This is a genomic window from Burkholderia diffusa (assembly GCF_001718315.1).
Classification (GTDB): Bacteria; Pseudomonadota; Gammaproteobacteria; order Burkholderiales; family Burkholderiaceae; genus Burkholderia; species Burkholderia diffusa_B.
This window is the reverse complement of the sequence record NZ_CP013363.1, coordinates 1,828,754-1,845,922: the sequence shown is the minus strand read 5'-3', so window position 1 is coordinate 1,845,922 and position 17,169 is coordinate 1,828,754. Positions and strand designations below refer to the sequence as shown.

The 17,169-nt window shown below is 66.8% G+C and carries 16 protein-coding genes; 7 read left to right on the top strand and 9 right to left on the bottom strand.

Annotation, left to right across the window (positions count from 1 at the left end; genetic code table 11):
- Positions 1-38: 38 nt before the first annotated feature.
- Entirely contained in the window at positions 39-305 is a 267-nt protein-coding gene (locus tag WI26_RS32395; RefSeq protein WP_155626978.1) for a hypothetical protein, read from the bottom strand.
- A 142-nt stretch (positions 306-447) separates the two neighbouring features.
- Positions 448-1,686 carry a diaminopimelate decarboxylase gene (gene lysA, locus WI26_RS23535; protein ID WP_059468351.1) on the bottom strand — a complete coding sequence of 413 codons (1,239 nt, stop codon included), beginning with the start codon at positions 1,684-1,686 and terminating at the stop codon, positions 448-450.
- Between the two features lie 109 nt (positions 1,687-1,795).
- Here lysA and WI26_RS23530 point away from each other — a divergent pair, with 109 nt between their 5' ends.
- On the top strand, positions 1,796-2,710 hold the full coding sequence (locus WI26_RS23530) for a LysR family transcriptional regulator (protein ID WP_059468352.1): 915 nt from the start codon (positions 1,796-1,798) through the stop codon (positions 2,708-2,710).
- A 75-nt stretch (positions 2,711-2,785) separates the two neighbouring features.
- A complete protein-coding gene (locus tag WI26_RS23525; RefSeq protein ID WP_069227847.1) occupies positions 2,786-3,385 on the top strand; it encodes a GNAT family N-acetyltransferase in 600 nt (199 codons plus the stop codon).
- Between the two features lie 99 nt (positions 3,386-3,484).
- On the opposite strand, the gene WI26_RS23520 is transcribed toward WI26_RS23525, so the two are convergent.
- Complete coding sequence (locus WI26_RS23520; protein WP_059468353.1) at positions 3,485-4,057, bottom strand: DUF4142 domain-containing protein; 573 nt, start codon at positions 4,055-4,057, stop codon at positions 3,485-3,487.
- A 397-nt stretch (positions 4,058-4,454) separates the two neighbouring features.
- Positions 4,455-5,078 carry an HAD hydrolase-like protein gene (locus WI26_RS23515; RefSeq protein WP_069227359.1) on the bottom strand — a complete coding sequence of 208 codons (624 nt, stop codon included), beginning with the start codon at positions 5,076-5,078 and terminating at the stop codon, positions 4,455-4,457.
- A gap of 210 nt (positions 5,079-5,288) precedes the next feature.
- Here WI26_RS23515 and WI26_RS23510 point away from each other — a divergent pair, with 210 nt between their 5' ends.
- Both WI26_RS23510 and WI26_RS23505 read left to right on the top strand, forming a co-directional pair.
- Positions 5,289-5,732 (top strand): GNAT family N-acetyltransferase, encoded by a 444-nt coding sequence (locus WI26_RS23510; RefSeq protein ID WP_059595954.1) that lies wholly within the window; start codon positions 5,289-5,291, stop codon positions 5,730-5,732.
- A 55-nt stretch (positions 5,733-5,787) separates the two neighbouring features.
- On the top strand, positions 5,788-6,006 hold the full coding sequence (locus WI26_RS23505) for a DUF1653 domain-containing protein (protein WP_006751720.1): 219 nt from the start codon (positions 5,788-5,790) through the stop codon (positions 6,004-6,006).
- A gap of 86 nt (positions 6,007-6,092) precedes the next feature.
- Here WI26_RS23505 and WI26_RS23500 read toward each other — a convergent pair whose 3' ends face one another.
- Both WI26_RS23500 and WI26_RS23495 read right to left on the bottom strand, forming a co-directional pair.
- A complete protein-coding gene (locus WI26_RS23500; RefSeq protein ID WP_069227358.1) occupies positions 6,093-7,304 on the bottom strand; it encodes a winged helix-turn-helix domain-containing protein in 1,212 nt (403 codons plus the stop codon).
- 348 nt (positions 7,305-7,652) lie between these two features.
- Positions 7,653-9,041: an MFS transporter gene (locus tag WI26_RS23495; RefSeq protein WP_059468357.1), complete on the bottom strand. Its 1,389-nt coding sequence runs from the start codon at positions 9,039-9,041 to the stop codon at positions 7,653-7,655.
- Between the two features lie 330 nt (positions 9,042-9,371).
- Here WI26_RS23495 and treA point away from each other — a divergent pair, with 330 nt between their 5' ends.
- The gene (treA, locus tag WI26_RS23490) at positions 9,372-11,087 is read left to right on the top strand and encodes an alpha,alpha-trehalase TreA (protein WP_069227357.1); all 1,716 of its coding nucleotides are present in this window, start codon (positions 9,372-9,374) and stop codon (positions 11,085-11,087) included.
- A gap of 100 nt (positions 11,088-11,187) precedes the next feature.
- On the opposite strand, the gene WI26_RS23485 is transcribed toward treA, so the two are convergent.
- Positions 11,188-12,681: a carbohydrate porin gene (locus WI26_RS23485; protein ID WP_069227356.1), complete on the bottom strand. Its 1,494-nt coding sequence runs from the start codon at positions 12,679-12,681 to the stop codon at positions 11,188-11,190.
- Positions 12,682-12,790: 109 nt separating this feature from the next.
- A complete protein-coding gene (locus WI26_RS23480; RefSeq protein WP_069227846.1) occupies positions 12,791-13,060 on the bottom strand; it encodes a hypothetical protein in 270 nt (89 codons plus the stop codon).
- A 1,065-nt stretch (positions 13,061-14,125) separates the two neighbouring features.
- On the opposite strand from WI26_RS23480, the gene WI26_RS32780 reads away from it, so the two are divergent.
- Positions 14,126-14,263: a hypothetical protein gene (locus WI26_RS32780; RefSeq protein WP_167359259.1), complete on the top strand. Its 138-nt coding sequence runs from the start codon at positions 14,126-14,128 to the stop codon at positions 14,261-14,263.
- Between the two features lie 105 nt (positions 14,264-14,368).
- A complete protein-coding gene (locus WI26_RS23475; protein ID WP_069227355.1) occupies positions 14,369-16,015 on the top strand; it encodes an NRAMP family divalent metal transporter in 1,647 nt (548 codons plus the stop codon).
- Between the two features lie 83 nt (positions 16,016-16,098).
- Here the strand turns inward: WI26_RS23475 and WI26_RS23470 are convergent, their stop codons facing one another.
- Positions 16,099-17,004 (bottom strand): helix-turn-helix transcriptional regulator, encoded by a 906-nt coding sequence (locus WI26_RS23470; RefSeq protein WP_069227354.1) that lies wholly within the window; start codon positions 17,002-17,004, stop codon positions 16,099-16,101.
- Between the last annotated feature and the right edge of the window lie 165 nt (positions 17,005-17,169).

The following is a 17,169-nucleotide window of genomic DNA, read 5'->3' as shown; positions in this document are numbered from 1 at the left end:
TACGGCGAGAGACGGCGCGAGCCGTGTGCCGCGGGGCGTTACGGCATGCGTTCGCGCACGGTGGCGTAACGGTGCGCGGCGAAGAGTTCAAGCATCGTGTTCATGAGTGCCCGTGCGGCTTGCGAGTGGGGTAGGCCGGCTGCATCGTCGATGCGTGTCCGGTGACGCAAATGCTGAACGACTGAGGGCGATCTTAGTGTTGTCAAAAAGGAAAGTGCTTCCAAAAATGCGCGGACTTTCCACGTGCCGTGGAAAGTTTTTCTCCGTGCCGGGAAGGCGATGCAAGCGATCTGCTGCGGTTGCATGGAGTGCGCAGCATCGGGTGCTACGGCGTGGCGAAGCAGTTGCCCCCGAGAGCAACCGCCGAAAAGCAAAACGGCCAGGCATGCCGGTAGCGGCAAGCCTGGCCGTCGGCGTTCGCTTCGTCGAACGCGGCGCGAGCGCGGGTTATGCGAACGTTTCGAGCGCAAGCAGTTCGTCGATCGTCTGCCGGCGGCGAATCAGCCTCGGCGTGCCACGATCGACGAGCACTTCCGGCGCGAGCGGCCGGCTGTTGTAGTTCGAGGACATCGACGCGCCGTATGCGCCCGCATCGTGCAGGAACAGCAGATCGCCGATCTGCGGTTGCGGTAGCTTGCGGTGCGTGACCACGCCCCCCGCGTCCTGCGTGAACACGTCGCCGGACTCGCACAGCGGCCCCGCGATCGCGATGTCGACGAGCGGCCGGCCGGTGGGCAGCGCGCCGTCGTGCGCGTGCACCGACACCGCGTGGTAGCTGCCGTACATCGACGGACGCATCAGGTCGTTGAAGCCCGCATCGATCAGCACGAAGTCGTGCTTCGGCCGGCGGTTCACGGCCTGCACTTCGGTGACGAGCGTGCCGGCTTCCGCGACGAGGAAGCGGCCCGGTTCGATCTCGATGCGCACCGCATGGCCGAGATGCCGTTCGATCCGCTTGCGCGCGGCATCCCACTGGCTGAAGTAGTGACCGACGTCGACGCGCGGCTCGCCGTCGCGATACGGGATCGACAGCCCGCCGCCAGCGGAGATGGCTTCGATGTCGTGGCCGAGCGACGTGACGAGGTCGACCATCGCGTCGCACACCTGCGACAGGTGGCCGTAGTCGACGCCCGAGCCGATATGCATGTGGATGCCGACCAGCTTCAGCCCGTACTGGCGCACGATCTCGATCGCGCGCGGCACGTCGTCGATCCAGATCCCGTGCTTGCTCTGCGGGCCGCCGGTGTTGGTCTTGTTGCTGTGGCCGTGGCCGAAGCCCGGGTTCACGCGCAGCCATACGCGGTGGCCGGGCGCATGCTCGCCCACGCGCGCGAGCATGTCGAGCGAGCCGGCGTTCACGGTCACGCCGTGCTTGAGCACGGCCGCGAGCGTCGGGCGGTCGATCAGGTCGGCCGTGAACACGACGCCTTCCGGTTCGCCCGCGGGACTGAAGCCGGCCGCGAGGCTGCGCTCGATTTCGCCGAGCGACACGGCATCGACGCACGCGCCTTCGTCGCGCATCAGCTTCAGGATATGCAGGTTCGAGTTCGCCTTCTGCGCATAGCGGATCACGTCGAACTGGCGCAGTTGAGCGATGCGATCGCGGATGACGTCGGCGTCGTACACCCACAGCGGGGTGCCGTATTGCTGCGCAAGCGCCGCGAGCTGGCGGGAATCGAGAGACATGGCGGAGGAATCGGATCGAATGAACGGACAGGAAGAATGATGCGCCTGAATGTCTATACAGTAAAATGCCTGTTTTTTGATATTCGATTCATTTTTGATATAGGCGATCATGCTCACACATCGGCATATCGAGGTCTTCCGCGCGCTGATGGTCACCGGCAGCACGACGCGTGCGGCCGAGATGCTCTATACGTCGCAGCCGACGATCAGCCGCGAGCTTGCGCGCATGGAGCAGGTGATCGGTTTCGCGCTGTTCGAGCGCTCGCACGGCCGGCTGCGGCCGACGATGGCCGCGCTCACGCTGTTCGACGACGTGCGGCTCGCGTATGTGGGGCTCGAGCGCGTCGCGGCGACGGCCGCGCGGCTGCGCGAGTTTCGCGACGGGCAATTGTCGGTGATTGCGCTGCCGGCGTTTTCACACGCGATCCTGCCCGGCGCCTGCCGGCGTTTCCATGACGCGCATGCGGGCGTCAGCGTGTCGGTCGCGACGCAGGAGTCACCGGTGCTCGAGGAGTGGCTGACCGCGCAGCGCTACGATCTCGGGCTGACCGAACACGACATCGCGCCGGCCGGCACGGTTCTCACGCCGTTGCTCGAAGTCGATGAGGTGTGCGTGCTGCCCGACGGCCATCCCCTGCTCGCGCAACGCGCGATCGATCTCGCGGATCTCGCCGATCGCCCGTTCGTGAGCCTGTCGCTGAACGACCCGTACCGGATCCTGATCGACGAGGCGTTCGCGCAGCTCGGCGTCGCGCCGCGTTCGGTCGTCGAGACGCCGTCGGCCGTGTCGGTGTGCGCGTTCGTGCGGCAGGGGCTCGGCGCGGCAATCGTCAACCCGCTGACCGCACTCGATTTCGTCGGCCGCGACCTGCACGTGCGGCCGCTCACGCGCTCGTTTCCGTATCGCGTCAGCGTGATCGTGCCCGAGCACCGGCCGAAGAGCCTGCTCGTCGACGCATTCGCCGATGCGCTGCGCGGCGAAGCGCATGCGATTCGCGAGCGGCTCGCCGCGCTGCCCGGCTGACGCTGGCCGTATGATGGGCATTTCGCTGCGCGCTGGGTCATTCTCGTCGTCATCTTCATGGAAACGGAACCTGTCATGACCGACGCTTCATCTTCCGTCGAACAACCGACGCTTGCCGGCGAGCGCATCGTGCTGCGGCCGCTCGACGCATCCGACCGTCAGGCATTGCTCGACGCGGCGGCGGACGGCCGGTTATGGAACCTGACGGTCACGGTCGTGCCGGGCGAGGACACGGTCGACGCCTATATCGACGCGGCGCTGCAAGGCCGCGCGGCCGGCACCGTGATGCCGTTCGTGATCGTCGATCGCGCGTCGGGCCGCGCAATCGGCAGCACGCGTTTGTGGAAGATCGACCGCAAGAATCGCAAGCTCGAGATCGGTCATACGTGGCTGAGCGAATCGGCGCAGCGCACGCGCGCGAACACCGAGGCGAAATGGCTGCTGCTTTCGTACGCGTTCGACACGCTGCACTGCGTGCGCGTGCAGTTCACGACCGACGAACTGAACGAGAAGTCGCGCGCGGCGATTCTGCGGCTCGGCGCGAAGCAGGAAGGGATTGTGCGTCACGAGCGGATCATGCCCGATGGCCGCAAGCGCAATTCGGTGCGCTTCAGCATCATCGACGATGAATGGCCGGACGTCAGCGAGCGGTTGCGGGCGAAGCTCGCGACGTAATGCGAACCGGGTGTCGATGGCGTCGCGCCGCCGGAGGGGGGGGGCGGCGCGACGACGGGGAAGCGGGGCGCCGCGCGCAATGCGCGGCGAGGCATCGCGTTACTGCGTCGATGCGAGGTGGTGACGCTGCGCGAGCTTCTGCGCGTCCGCGTAGTGCGCCTGCAGGATCGGCAGCGCCTGGCGTGCGACTTCCTTCAGCTTCGTGTCGCGGCCGGAAGCGATTTCAGCCTGGAATACCGAGATCGTCTTTTGCTGGCCGGCGAGCGCGACCTGCTCGATGTATGCCTTGTCGAATTCCGCGCCACGCAGGTTCTTGATGCTGTCCAGCATGGCCGTGTCGGGGTCGTTGGCCGGCACGTCGACGCCGCGCGGGCTGGCCGCGCGCATCGCCTGGATGATCTTCTCGTCGTCGGTCGACACGCGCTGCGCGAACGCCTTCACCTGGCTGTCCGACGTGCGCGAATCGGCGATGCGTGCGGCGTCGTGCTGGGTCGACACGGTTTTCGTGCCGTCGGTGATGAAAGTCTGGTCGGCTTCATGGATGCGCGTTTGCGTGGCGGCGGCCGGTGCGGACGGCGCCGGTTGCGCGGTTTGCGCGGTCGCCGTCACGGCGACGAGAAGCAGGCCAGCGGCAGACAATGCAAGGCGCGAGACTTGGGGAAAGCGGTTCATGGGACCTCCTTTCTATCGGGGCTCTGATTAACGGGCGGATCGCGTGATCCGCGGCTGTGCGAGAGACCGGGCGCGCCCGGGCCGGACTCGATGGCCGCTCTGCCGCGGCGGCGTTCGAAGTGTTTCCCGGCCCGACTGATTCTAGGAGAGCGTCCAGGTAGCAGGTGCAACCGCGCTGTGGTTTGTGTAACGGTTGGTAAGACGAATCGATGTGTGTGCGGGCGGGCAGGTAGGGCGTACCTGTTGCGCGCGCCGCAGCGGAAATTTTTGCGTGGGCGGCGTGCAGGCAATGGCTGCGATGTGCGCGCGTGTCATCGGCGTTTCATCGTGTTGCGCATGGAGCGCATCGGCTGTTTCCGCGACGCGTCGAATTGAATGCGCGATGGGCGCGGCATCCTCACACGCGATCGAGCAACGCGTCGAGATGCGACAGCAACGGCGTCGCGCAATGCGCCTGCAACGCATCGGCGGCCGTGTAACCCCACGCGACGCCCTGGAACGCGATCCGCGCGCGTCGCGCCGCTTCGGCATCGCGGATTTCGTCGCCGACATACAGCACGTCGTCGGGCTGCATGCCCGCTTCGCGCACGAGCGCGCGCAGCCGGCGTGCCTTGCCGAACAGCGGAATGCCGCACGCGAACGTATCGACGCATCGGCTCGCATGCGGGCCGAGCCGGTCGCGCACGATGTCCTCGCTGTTCGACGTCGCGATCGCGATGCGGATGCCGCGTGCGGCAAGCGCGTCGAAGGTCGCGTCGATACCGGGGAACAGCTTCACGTGCGCGATGCGTGGCCGCATGAGCCTGCGCATGTCGAGCGTCACGCGCGGCACTTTCCACATCGGCACCTCGAGCGCGCGGATGATCTCGCGCGCCGACATGCCGCGCAGCGCCGGACGCAGTTCGGGCGTCGCGTCGCGAAAACCGTGCATGCGTGACGCTTCCGTCAGCGCCGCGAGAAAGCAGTCGAGCGAATCGGCGAGCGTGCCGTCGAAGTCGAACGCGATGAGTCGATAGGGCATGAAGCGATGGGGCAGTTCGTTGAGCCGGTGACGATATCACCGAATCGAGCGGTGTGGCCCGCGTGATCAGTCGTGCCGGTGGCGAGGCGGGTTGGTCGAGCCGCCGGAGGAGGTCGTCGCGCGGCGCCTGGTTGCATCGGCGTCGCTTGTCGCCCGCCGTGCGTCGCGCTATCGTTGCTGCTCCGCCCCAGCCCAGACCGGAGAGCCGACGTGCCCGCAGCCATACCCGCCACGCTGAGATTTTCCACCGACAAGCGCGAACTCGATATCGACGCGATCTTCGATTTCCTGCATCGCGATGCGTACTGGTCGCAGGGCATTCCGCGCGACGTCGTCGAGCGTGCGATCGAAGGTTCGCTGTGCTTCGGCGCATACGTCGGCGACCGGCTCGTCGGATTCGCGCGGCTCGTGACCGACCATGCGACGTTCGCATACCTGTGCGACGTCTTCGTCTTGCCGGCCGAACGCGGCAACGGCTATGGCCGCGCGCTGATCGACCACGTCTTCGCGCAGCCGATGGTGCAGGGCCTGCGCCGCATCATGCTCGTGACGACCGATGCGCACGAACTGTACCGGCCGGTCGGCTTCGGGCCGTCCGCGAATCCCGAGCGGCTGATGGAGATTCGCCGCCCGGACATCTACGCGAAACGCTGACGCGCGGCGAGCGCATACAATACGCGCTTTCGTTTTCGCCCAAGGGAAGCAGATCATGACCGAACAGGAAGCCGAACAGCTCGCCACGCATCGCCACTACAAGGGCGGCCTGTATCGCTACATCGGCGTCGCCCGCCATTCCGAAACCGAGGAATCGGTGGTGGTGTACGAGCATCTGTGGCCGCATGCGCGCGGCTTGTGGGTGAGGCCGGAAGCGATGTTCAACGAGAACCTGCCGGACGGCACGCCGCGTTTTCGCAAGCTGCGCGACTGAGTCGTGGCGGGTGGCGGCAGACGGGCGCGCCGCCGCGCAATCGCAAGCGGCACGCGTCGCCGTCGCCCGTCGCAGCTGCGCCTGCCTCACGCGCCGGACAGTGCCTTCACCAGTTCGGCAGGCGCATGCGCGACCGTCACCTCCGGCGTGCCATGCCACGCCGCCAGCCGTTTCACGGCCTTCGCGACGTCGGCCGCGAGCCCCGTGCCGAACCGCACGCCCGGCTCGACATGCACCGTCTTCAATTCGAACGTGCCGAGCGCGCGATGCGCTTTCGCGTCGACGCGCCCGATCAGCCGGCCGCGATGCAGCACCGGCAGGCAGAAATAGCCGTAGCGCCGCTTGTGCGCGGGCGTATAGCACTCGATCGTGTAGTCGAACCCGAATAGCGTCGACGCGCGCCGCCGGTCCCACACCACCGGATCGAACGGCGACAGCAGCGTCGTGACGGTCGAGCGCAGCGTGTCGGCCGCGGCGGCCGGCAGCAGCGCTTCGAGCGAGCGATGCACGTAGGCCGGTTCCTTCCAGCCGGCGATCTCCACCGGAATCAGCTCGCCCGCATCCGCGAGCCGCTCGAGCTCGGCGCGGTACGAACGGCGCGGCAGCCGATAGTAATCGGCCACCCAGTCCGCGCGCACGATGCCGAGCGCGCGGCATGTGTAGTCGAGCAGCGCCGGCAGCACCGCGTCGCGCGGCGGCAGGTCGCGTGCATCGTCCCAGCCGGGCAGCACGCGCTCGCGCACGTCGTAGATCCGCTGAAAGTTGCGACGTTCGGACACCATCAGGTCGCCGGTCGTGAACAGCACCTCCAGGTGCTTTTTCTCGGGCTTGCGGTCCCACCATCCGTTGCCCTTCGCGCCGTCTTCGCGAATGAAATCCGCCGACCGCACGGGGCCTTCGTCGCGAATCCGCGCGAGCATCCGTTCGATTTCCGCGCGATTCTGTTCGTGCCATTCGGCCGCATATTTCCAGCCCATTCCCGACGGATCGAGCATCTTGTAGCGCATCAGCCCGAATTGCTCGATCGGCAGGAAGCACGCCTCGTGCGACCAGTATTCGAACAGGCGTGCCTCGGCGAGATGTTCGTCGAGCCACTGCGGGGCGAAGTCGCCGAGGCGACTGAACAGCACGAGATACGGGCTGCGCGCGACGACATGAATGGTATCGATCTGCAACTGCGCCATCCGCCGGATCGTGTCGAGCACGTCGGCCTTGGTGGCCTTGCGGCGGGGCGGGGTCAGCAGGCCCTGCGCGGCGAGATGCAGCGCGCGGGCGGCGGCGGGCGAGAGCGTAAGCATCGGAACGGCGGGTGAGGGTGGCGGTCGGGCACCACTTTAGCGCGAAAGCGGCGCACGTGTGCGACGCATGCATGCAACGCGTCTGACAATGGTTGACAGATGCGCGGCGCGACTTTCCCTATAGTGCAGTCATGGCGCGACGACATGTGCGCGCAACGATTCGGCTTCCGACGCACATATGTCCATGGCACGCAGGAAGCAGATCCGGGATTCTCAACCCCCAACGAGAGACCCGGAGCCCTGAGCGGACATCCATGCGGCTGTGCACCGGCCCCGTGTGGATGTCCGCTGATTTTTTTGGTTTTGCGGTTTTTCCGCTGCCCGTCTTTCCCTCTTCAGCCAGCACGTTCATTGCCGCTTGCCGCGCGCGACTTCGTCGCCGGCGCCGGGCGGCAGCCGCCGCGTGATCGGAATCGACGCGAACGAACACAGCCCGACCACGACGAACGCGGGCCAGAAATCCGACCACACCATCGTCGAATGCCCCTGCAGCCAGTGCGACACGTGCAGCACGAGGCCGGCGACCGTCACGCCGAGCCCGAGCGACATCTGCTGCACGACGCTGCCGAGGCTCGTCGCACGGCCTGCATCGGCCTGCGAAATATCGGCGTAGATCATCGAATTCAGGCTGGTGAACTGCAGCGCGGGGAAGATGCCGCCGACCAGCACGATCGTCCAGATCGCCCAGGTCGCCATGCCGGGATGGAACACGCCGTAGGCGGCGATCGCGAGCCCGGCGAACGCGGCGTTATAGATCAGCACCGTGCGAAAGCCGAAGCGGCGCAGCGTATGGGTGGCCGTCGAGCGGCTTACCGCGCCGCCGAGTGCGGACGCGCAGGTGATCAGCCCGGAGTGGAACGCGCTCATCCCGAGGCCTTCCTGCAGCGCGAGCGGCAGCAGGAACGGCACCGCGCCGAGGCCGATGCGGAACAGCGACCCGCCGACCACGCTCGCGTGGTAGGTCGGGATCCTCAGGAAACTGAGGTCGAGCACCGGACGCGCCTTGCGGCGCGCGTACGGCACGTAGAGCGCGAGCATCGCCGCGCCGGCCACGCACATCAAGAGCGCGTTGCCGCGCGACGTGAGCGAGCCGTCGATCAGCGTGAGACCCATCAGCAGCAGCGCGGCGCCGCTCGCGGACAGCAGGAAGCCGAACCAGTCGAGCGGGCCGGGATCGGCTTCGTGCGTGTTCGCGATGTGCTTGCTCGCGAGGTAGATCCCGTAGATGCCGATCGGCACGTTGATGAAGAAGATCATCCGCCAGTGCAGGTAGGTCGTGATGAAGCCGCCGACGAGCGGCCCGAGCGTCGGCCCGAACAGCGCGGGAATCGCGAGGTAGTTCATCGCGCGCACGAGATCGGAGCGCGGCACCGCGCGGAAGATGATGATCCGGCCCACCGGCACCATCATCGCGCCGCCGACGCCCTGCACGAAGCGCGCGAACGTCAGCACGCCGAGCGAGTTGGAGGCCGCGCACATGAGCGAGCCGGCGACGAAGATGCCGATCGCGGTACGAAAGACGGAGCGTGCGCTGAACCGGTCGGCAAGCCATCCGCAGATCGGGATGAATACGCCGAGGCCGACCACGTAGGCCGTGATCGCAATGTTCAGTGTGACGGGATTGTGCCCGAAGTCCCTCGCCATCGCGGGCAGTGCGGTGACGATGATGTTCGCGTCGACGCTTTCCATGAACAACGCACAGGCAACGATGAGCGGTGCTAGAAAGACGGGCGACATGGGCAGGGCGCGCGGTAAAGGCGCCATTATGCCCACAATGTGGTCGTTGCGTCACGCGAGACAACGGTTGTTCCGCATGTTGCAACAGTCGTACCTGTTGCCGCGCATGAAAGAAGAGACGACCGGGGTGGCGAGCGCGGTTCATGACATGACACATGACGCACGCCCGCAGGGCGGCCGCGAAACTTGCGTGCGATGCGCGTTTCGTGCGACAGTCGCAACTCATCTGCGAAAGACAACGACGCGCATCGATCGACGGCCATCGAGACGAGCGCACGCGCGAACGAGACCCCTGCCGAACCATTCGTCATCGAAAGGAGGGGACACGTCATGACGTCACGCCGCGCCGCATCGACCGCATCGCATCCTGCCTCGCATCCGTCCGTTCCCGCGCCGCGTCTGCGCTGGGCCGCCATTCTCGCCGTCGCTTACCTCGCCGTCGCCGGTTGTGCGGCGCAGGCCGACAGCGCGAATCAAACTTCGATGCAGGTGGCCAGCCAGCCCGCCGCGCCCGCCGCCGCCACGCTCGCGAACCCGGCTTCCGGCACGCTGCTGCCGCCGCCGAGCCAGCTCTACGGCGACCTGTTCGTCGCGGTGCAGACGGCTCAAATCTATCCCGATCAGAAGACCTTCGTCGACGCGACGCCCAATACCGATCCTGCGACGATCGTACAGTTGTATCAGCAACAGAAGTCGCAGCCGGGTTTCTCGCTGAAGGCGTTCGTCGACCAGTACTTCACGCCGCCGCCGGAGGGCGGGGTCACGCCGCCCGCGAACCAGACGCTGCGCCAGCACATCGACTGGCTGTGGCCGCAGCTCACGCGCACCACCACGACGGTGCCGCCGTACAGCTCGCTGATCGCGATGCCGAAGCCGTACGTGGTGCCGGGCGGCCGCTTCCGCGAAGGCTACTACTGGGATACCTATTTCACGATGCTCGGGCTGCAAGTGTCGGGGCGCGAGGATCTCGTCGACGACATGCTCGACAACTTCGCGTATCTGATCGACACGGTCGGCCATATCCCGAACGGCAACCGCACGTACTACGCGAGCCGCTCGCAGCCGCCGTTCTTCGCATACATGGTCACGCTCGCCGCGCAGGCGGAAGGCGACAAGGTCTATCAGAAATACTTGCCGGCGCTGCGCAAGGAACATGCGTACTGGATGCAGGGCGAAGCCACGACGCCGCGCGGCCAAGCCGCGCGCAACGTGGTCGCGATGCCGGACGGCGCGGTGCTGAACCGCTACTGGGACGCGAGCGACACGCCGCGCGACGAGTCGTATCTCGAGGACGTGACGACCGCGAAGGCCGTACCGAATCGCCCCGCGAACGAGGTGTATCGCGACCTTCGCGCGGGCGCCGAAAGCGGTTGGGACTATAGCTCGCGCTGGTTCGGCGACGGCAAGACGCTCGCGACGATCCGCACGACGTCGATCGTGCCGGTCGACCTGAACAGCCTGATGTTCCATCTCGAGACGACGATCGTGAAGGGCTGCGCGGTCACGCGCGACATCGCGTGCGTGGCGGATTTTTCCGGACGGGCGGCGCGCCGCGCGGCGGCGATCAATCACTATCTGTGGAATCGCCGCGGTTATTACGGCGACTACGACTGGCAGTTGCGCAAGCCGCGCGACGGCGTGACGGCGGCTGCGCTGTATCCGCTGTTCGCAGGCGTCGCATGGCCCGAACGCGCGAAGGCGACCGCGCGCGAGGTGCGCAAGACGCTGTTGCAACCGGGCGGCCTTGCGACGACGACCGAGAACACCGGCCAGCAATGGGACGCGCCGAACGGCTGGGCGCCGCTGCAGTGGATCGCGATCGACGGGCTGCGCCGCTATGGCGAACCGGCGCTCGCAAAGGACATCGGCACGCGCTTCCTGGCCGACGTGAAGCATGTGTATGCAACCGAAGGCAAGCTCGTCGAGAAGTACGTGGTCGAGGGCGCCGGCGAGGGCGGCGGCGGTGGCGGCGAATATCCGCTGCAGGACGGCTTCGGCTGGACCAACGGCGTCACGCTGAAACTGCTCGGGCTGTATGGCGAGTGACGAGCCGCGTGCGTCGAGCGCAGGCACGTGAACGGACATGGCGGACACGGGCTGGACTGCCGCTCGCGCGGCGATCCGGCCCGTGTCGCATGCGCTGCTGTCAGAACGTGATCGTCGTGCGCACGCCGATCACCGTTTCGTCTCCGATGCGCGCGCCGGCCGCGTTCGGATTCGGGATGCCGCCGCCCGGCCGGAAGAAGTGCTGCAGGTCGGCCTGCAGCTGCCACCACGGTGCGACCTGATACTGGTAGGTCGCCTCGATCACCGTTTCCGCGCGGCGCACCGGATAGCCGGGCGTCGTATACGTGCCGGTGTCGCCGTCGAGCGCACGTGCATGCGAACCGATCTTCGCGTAACCGATCGCGATGCCGGCCGTATCGTCGTCGCGGCCCTTGAACGGCGCCTTGAGCGTCACGCCCGCATTCGCCGCGAAATCGACGACGTTGCGATCGCCCGGCGCGCCCATCACGCGCGCGAACACGCCGACCGAACGCGGGCTGTCCGCCGACGGCCGCCACACCATCTGATCCGCGACCGCATAGAAACCGTAGTTGCCGCGATGCGTGGCGGGGATTCCATTGCTGGCCGGATTCGCGAGCGACAGCCCGTCGGTGCCGAAGCGCGGATCGTTCGTGTGCTGCGACTGATACCAGAAGCCGAGCTTGTACGTGCCCGGCAGGCCGGCCGGTTGCGGCGCCTTCGGGTCGGCCGGCGGCGCGTTCAGCGCGTACTGGAGTTCGCCGATCACGAACGCGCCGCTGCGCAGGTTGAAGTTGGTGCCGTGCGCGTTCAGCACCTGTGCGTCGCCGTCGCTGCGGCCGGCCGGGTTGCCGTCGAACACGCCCACCATCGCGGTCCACGCGTCGGCCGGCTTCACGCGCAGCCGCACGCCGAGCGACGACAGCGGATACGCGGGGCCGCCGGACGGCAGGTCGGTGGACGGCAGCACGGGCCAGCCGAACGTCGCGTTCATGAACGTCGCCGCGTACTGGCTCACCATGAACTCCTGGTCGACGCTTTGCTGGCCGATCCTCACGTCGGCCTTGCCGGCGAGGAACGCCTGCTGGTACCAGAGTTCCCACAGCCGCGTGGTCGAATTCGCCTCGATGCCGGTCGCGGTCTGCAGCGTCTGCAAATTGCGCTGCGTGAGGTTGGTGCCGTGGATCTGCAGCGCCGACACGTTGAACGTGCCGCCCGGCAGCCCGATCGCTTTCTCCGTATCGACGTTGAAGCCGAATTGCGTGAGGCCCTGATAGGCGCCGCCGTGCTGCGTGCCGCCCGCCGTGTTGTACAGGTACTCGCTGGTTTCCTGCAGGTTCAGCGTGACGCCGTGATCGCCGAGCACGTCGCGCAGGCCGCCCATGTTGCCGAGCAGGTTCGAGCGCTCCCAGAAACCGGTGGGCGCGGGCGTGGCAGCATCGGCCGCCTGTGCGGGGGGGGCGTCGCTGACGTCGGCCGCCGGTTCGGCCACGGCGGCGCCGGTGGCCGGCGATGCCGATTGCGCGAACGCGGGCGCGGTGGCGAGCGACAGCAGCAGCGCGGCGAGCGCATCGAGGCGTTGTGTGCGCAGTGCGGATTCGAAGCGATTCTTCATGCGGGCTCCGTTGTTTGATTGATTAGCTTGACTGAAGAAATGGGAACTTGAAGCGATGGGGCAGGTGCGGGCGGGGGCGCGCAGGCATGCGCGCGTTCGGCACCGCCGGTCATGGCAGCCAGCCGCCGATCCGCCACACGTGCGCGAAGCCGAGGCGCGATCCGGCGGTGCAGAGCAGTGCGACGAGCGCGACGGCGGCCGCCATCGCACCGATCAGCACGCAGTCGAGCGCGCGCGGTGCCGCCGGCAGGTGTGCGAGTGCGCAGCCTCGCCAGCCGCCGACCGCGTGGGCGAGCGGCGAAAGGGCCGAAGCCGGCGAGCGGTCGGACGCGACGTGTACGAGTCGCTTGAGTCTGGCAGCGAACGATTGAAAGAACATGACGATCCTCCGTCCGGTCCGGCGCATGCCGGACGACGTGATCGAACGCGGGTGCATGGCGCGGCCTGCGATCGGCGGTTGGAACGTAACGGAGCGTGCGACGGACGAGCCGGCTATGCCGGCATCGGGGGAGGCGCGCTAACCCGACGAATGCGAGCGAGCGGCGAATGACATGCGTCTGGCTGCTATCTCGCGATGGCTTGGCCGGCCTGGACCGGCATCGAACTGCAACTGGAGCATGTGTCCACGAAGGGACTCCCTCAATGAATTGGGGCGGATTGTAGTCGCGAGCTTTGTTGCGGTGCAAGCAAAAAAGCAGCGGCGTTGCGCCTATCGCATCGACTGCGGCGCCACGCCGCGCGCCGGCCGCTGCCCGGCACGACCGCCCGCCGGCGTCGCGTGGCGACTGTTGCTCGCGCGCATCGGCGTCGCGCGCCCCGTGACGCGTTGAAAGGTTGCGGCGCGTCATTCCGGGCGCGAATCTTTCAGCGCGCAGGGGCTGGAAAAAATTTTCCCCGGACGGCGTGCCAGAGGGTTGACTTCCGTTTCGGCCGGTCCATAGAATCCGGCATCTTCACTCTTGGGGCCGCCGCCTTGGACGCCTGCAGTAGTCGATCTTCGAACGAAATTTCCGCCTGAGCGACCGACGTCCGCGCCTCATCGAAGCCGCCGTTTGTCATTCAGGCAAACGGTGCGCGCAGCAGTATTCCGCAGCAACTCCCTACGTGCACCCTGATTCGCGCCGGTTAGCGTGATGTGTTTTCGCGTGCGCCATCCGGTTTCGCCGCCGCCCGGCGCGCGGCCGCGTTCGCGCATGCGTTTCGCATGCACCCGAACGAGGTCCGCGCCAGACGGCGGTCAACCGTGTTCTCCGGAACACCGTACAGGAGCCGCCGTGAACGACAGTGACAGTTGTCCCTTATGCCCGTTGCACCAACAGACCCTTTTGAACCCGGGTCGCAGGGACATGCCGGCCGACTAGCCTGACACGTCGTTCAGGCCCCGGACTGGCCCCGCGCCCATCACGCGGCCGGCACGCATGCCGTTGCCGCCAGGAGCCAGACCATGAACTTCGGCCTTCTGCTGTCGAACCTCCCGCAACTCGCGGAATCGCGTCCGCATTACGACGCGATGCTGACGCTCGACGCCCGTCCGCGGGTGTTCTCCCGTTTGCTGAACCAGCTGAAGTCGTTGATCTGCTGAAGAAGCGCCGAGCGCGTCTCGGCATGCGCGCGCGGCCCCGTTCTGCGCGCGTATTCCAAGGCCACACGCTTGCCGGATAAAAAAACCAGCCGTACGGAATTCATCATGTCCACGCCATCGAACGTCTCTCCACCGATCGCCGTCGAACGCAGCGCCGTGCTCGACGAAGCCCACCTGGGCGATATCCGCGGCGCGCTCGGCACCATCGCGCATCACGACACCGCCGCGCGCCGCACGTGGTGGGCGCGCCTGCGCACGCTGCTCGCGATCATCGGCCCCGGCCTGATCGTGATGGTCGGCGACAACGACGCCGGCGCATTCGGCACCTATACGCAGGCCGGCCAGAACTACGGCACGACGCTGCTGTGGACGCTGCTGCTGCTCGTGCCGGTGCTGTACGTGAACCAGGAAATGGTGCTGCGCCTCGGCGCGGTCACCGGCGTCGGCCATGCGCGCCTGATCTTCGAGCGCTTCGGCAAGTTCTGGGGCGCATTCAGCGTGATCGACCTGTTCCTGCTCAATGCGCTGACGATCGTCACCGAGTTCATCGGCATCACGTTCGTGCTGGCTTTCTTCGGGCTCCCGAAGGTCGCGGGCGTTTGCGTGGCGGCCGCATTGACGATGGCGGCGGTGAGTACCGGCGACTTCAGGCGCTTCGAGCGGTTCGCGATCGTGCTGTGCGTGTTGAGCCTGTTGCTCGTGCCGGTGCTCGTGTCGATCCACCCGCCGGTGGCGCAGATGTCGCGCGACTTCTTCGTGCCGAACTGGCCCGCGCACGCGAAGCTGTCCGACGTGATGCTGCTCGTGATCGGCATCGTTGGCACCACGGTCGCGCCATGGCAGCTGTTCTTCCAGCAGAGCTACGTGATCGACAAGCGCATCACGCCGCGCTTCATGAAGTACGAGAAGGTCGACCTGTGGATCGGCATCGCGTTCGTGCTGATCGGCGCGGTCGCGATGATCGGCTTCAGCGCCGCGCTGTTCGGCGGTCATCCGGAAGCGGGCGGCTTCACCGACGCGGGCGGCGTGATCGCGGGCCTCGAGAAATATGCGGGCCGTACCAGCGCGACGCTGTTCGCGGTCGCGCTGCTCGACGCGTGCATCATCGGCGCGGCGGCGGTGTCGCTGTCGACCGCGTACGCGATCGGCGACGTGTTCAAGATCCGCCATTCGCTGCATCGCGGCGTGTCCGATGCGAAGGGCTTCTATCTCGTCTACTTCGGCATCGTCGCGGCCGCTGCCGCGCTCGTGCTGATTCCGGGCAGCCCGCTCGGCCTGCTGACCGAAGCGGTGCAGACGCTTGCCGGCGTGCTGCTGCCGAGCGCGACCGTGTTCCTGCTCGTGCTTTGCAACGATCGCCAGGTGCTCGGCCCGTGGGTCAACTCGACGAAGCTCAACGTGTTCACGGGCGCGGTGATCTGGGTGCTCGTGCTGCTGTCGATCATCCTGACCGCATCGGTGATGTACCCGGACATCAGCGGTGAAGCGATCGTCGACGTGCTGGTCGGCGGCACCGTGCTCGCGATTGCCGGCTATCTCGCGACGGTGTTGATTCGCCGCAACAAGCGCGTCGTCGAACCGGGAGTCGATCGCGCGCTGCGCGAAACATGGCGCATGCCGCCGCTCGATTCTCTCGAGCCGCAGAGCATGACGGTCGCGACCCGCGTCTGGATGGCCGTGCTGCGCGGCTATCTGGTGATCGCGGTCGGTCTCGTGATCGTCAAGGTCGTGCAGATGACGCTGCTGAAGTAACGCCGCACGGCGTCATCGCCAGATTTGAGCACATGCCGGCCCGCGAGGCCGGCATGTGCGTTTACGCGGGTTCGTCGCGCGCGTCAGATCAGTTCGAGCTTCGACGTCAGGTACGTGAGCTGGATCCGGTTCGCGACGCCGAAGCGCTTGCGCAGCTTGCGCAGGTGGTAGTCGACGTTGTGCGCGCTGGTGTCGAGGCGCCGGCCGATCTCCTTGTCCGACGCGCCTTCCGCGATGCCCAGCAACAGTTCCTGTTCGAACGGCGTGAGGCCGTTTACCGCGCGTTCGCGCGACGTCGCGATCAGTTGCGGCGACGCGAACTTGTGAACCGACAGCCCGATCGACAGCGCCTGCTCGATCGTCGATGGCGTGATCCACTCGCGCGTGCGGCGCGGCGCGGTGAAGCTCATGAACGCATGCAGCCGCGTGCCGGGCACGGCCATCGAATACATGATGCCGCTGCACATGCCGTCGTCCTGCATCGTCTGCAGGAAGCCATCGAGCGCCGCCGGCGTCACGCACGGGCCGTCGTCGCGTTCGCGATGCTCGCGGCGCAACTGCTGCAGGTCCCATACGATCGGCATGTTGCATACGCGCGCGCCGAGCGTGCGCGGATCGATGTCGTGATGGTTGTGCCGCACGTAGTCGCCGCGATAGGTGGTCGGCGTGAACGCCTCGTGCAGGTAGAGACTTTCGACGCGCTCCCGCGAGAATTCGAGCGCGAAGTATGCGAACGTCGAGAAGCCCGTCAGATGCAGCAGGCTTGTGACGATCCGGTTGCGTTCCGCGGTGCTCTGCGCGTGCGCGAGCGTATCGGCGACGCCGAGCTTCGGCGCGTGCGGCTGCGCGATGTCGCCGCGCTTGACGTCGTCACACCACACGACCTGCACCGGGCGCGCGCTCGACGCGTCGGCGCAGGCGGCCGTCCGCCGCGACGGACGGGACATAGTTGAGGCGACCGCTTCTTCTTGCATTGCAATATCGGACATGTGCCATCCCTCGGAATCGACGCGCATCGCGTGGCGGCCGCCGTGTCGTGCACGGCACTCGCGACGATGCGATCGAGCATCTTTATGATGTGCGCCGATCGTCATCCAGACGAAACGCGGGGGCATTGTACAAAAATGCCTGTGTGCGCGTAATATGCCGTAATA

What these genes read in the sequence shown, in the direction of transcription:
- WI26_RS32395 (WP_155626978.1), bottom strand. Translation starts at nt 305, where the DNA reads ATGCAACCGCAGCAGATCGCTTGCATCGCCTTCCCGGCACGGAGAAAA.
- lysA (WP_059468351.1), bottom strand. Translation starts at nt 1,686, where the DNA reads ATGTCTCTCGATTCCCGCCAGCTCGCGGCGCTTGCGCAGCAATACGGC.
- WI26_RS23530 (WP_059468352.1), top strand. Translation starts at nt 1,796, where the DNA reads ATGCTCACACATCGGCATATCGAGGTCTTCCGCGCGCTGATGGTCACC.
- WI26_RS23525 (WP_069227847.1), top strand. Translation starts at nt 2,786, where the DNA reads ATGACCGACGCTTCATCTTCCGTCGAACAACCGACGCTTGCCGGCGAG.
- WI26_RS23520 (WP_059468353.1), bottom strand. Translation starts at nt 4,057, where the DNA reads ATGAACCGCTTTCCCCAAGTCTCGCGCCTTGCATTGTCTGCCGCTGGC.
- WI26_RS23515 (WP_069227359.1), bottom strand. Translation starts at nt 5,078, where the DNA reads ATGCCCTATCGACTCATCGCGTTCGACTTCGACGGCACGCTCGCCGAT.
- WI26_RS23505 (WP_006751720.1), top strand. Translation starts at nt 5,788, where the DNA reads ATGACCGAACAGGAAGCCGAACAGCTCGCCACGCATCGCCACTACAAG.
- WI26_RS23500 (WP_069227358.1), bottom strand. Translation starts at nt 7,304, where the DNA reads ATGCTTACGCTCTCGCCCGCCGCCGCCCGCGCGCTGCATCTCGCCGCG.
- WI26_RS23495 (WP_059468357.1), bottom strand. Translation starts at nt 9,041, where the DNA reads ATGTCGCCCGTCTTTCTAGCACCGCTCATCGTTGCCTGTGCGTTGTTC.
- treA (WP_069227357.1), top strand. Translation starts at nt 9,372, where the DNA reads ATGACGTCACGCCGCGCCGCATCGACCGCATCGCATCCTGCCTCGCAT.
- WI26_RS23485 (WP_069227356.1), bottom strand. Translation starts at nt 12,681, where the DNA reads ATGAAGAATCGCTTCGAATCCGCACTGCGCACACAACGCCTCGATGCG.
- WI26_RS23480 (WP_069227846.1), bottom strand. Translation starts at nt 13,060, where the DNA reads ATGTTCTTTCAATCGTTCGCTGCCAGACTCAAGCGACTCGTACACGTC.
- WI26_RS32780 (WP_167359259.1), top strand. Translation starts at nt 14,126, where the DNA reads ATGAACTTCGGCCTTCTGCTGTCGAACCTCCCGCAACTCGCGGAATCG.
- WI26_RS23475 (WP_069227355.1), top strand. Translation starts at nt 14,369, where the DNA reads ATGTCCACGCCATCGAACGTCTCTCCACCGATCGCCGTCGAACGCAGC.
- WI26_RS23470 (WP_069227354.1), bottom strand. Translation starts at nt 17,004, where the DNA reads ATGTCCGATATTGCAATGCAAGAAGAAGCGGTCGCCTCAACTATGTCC.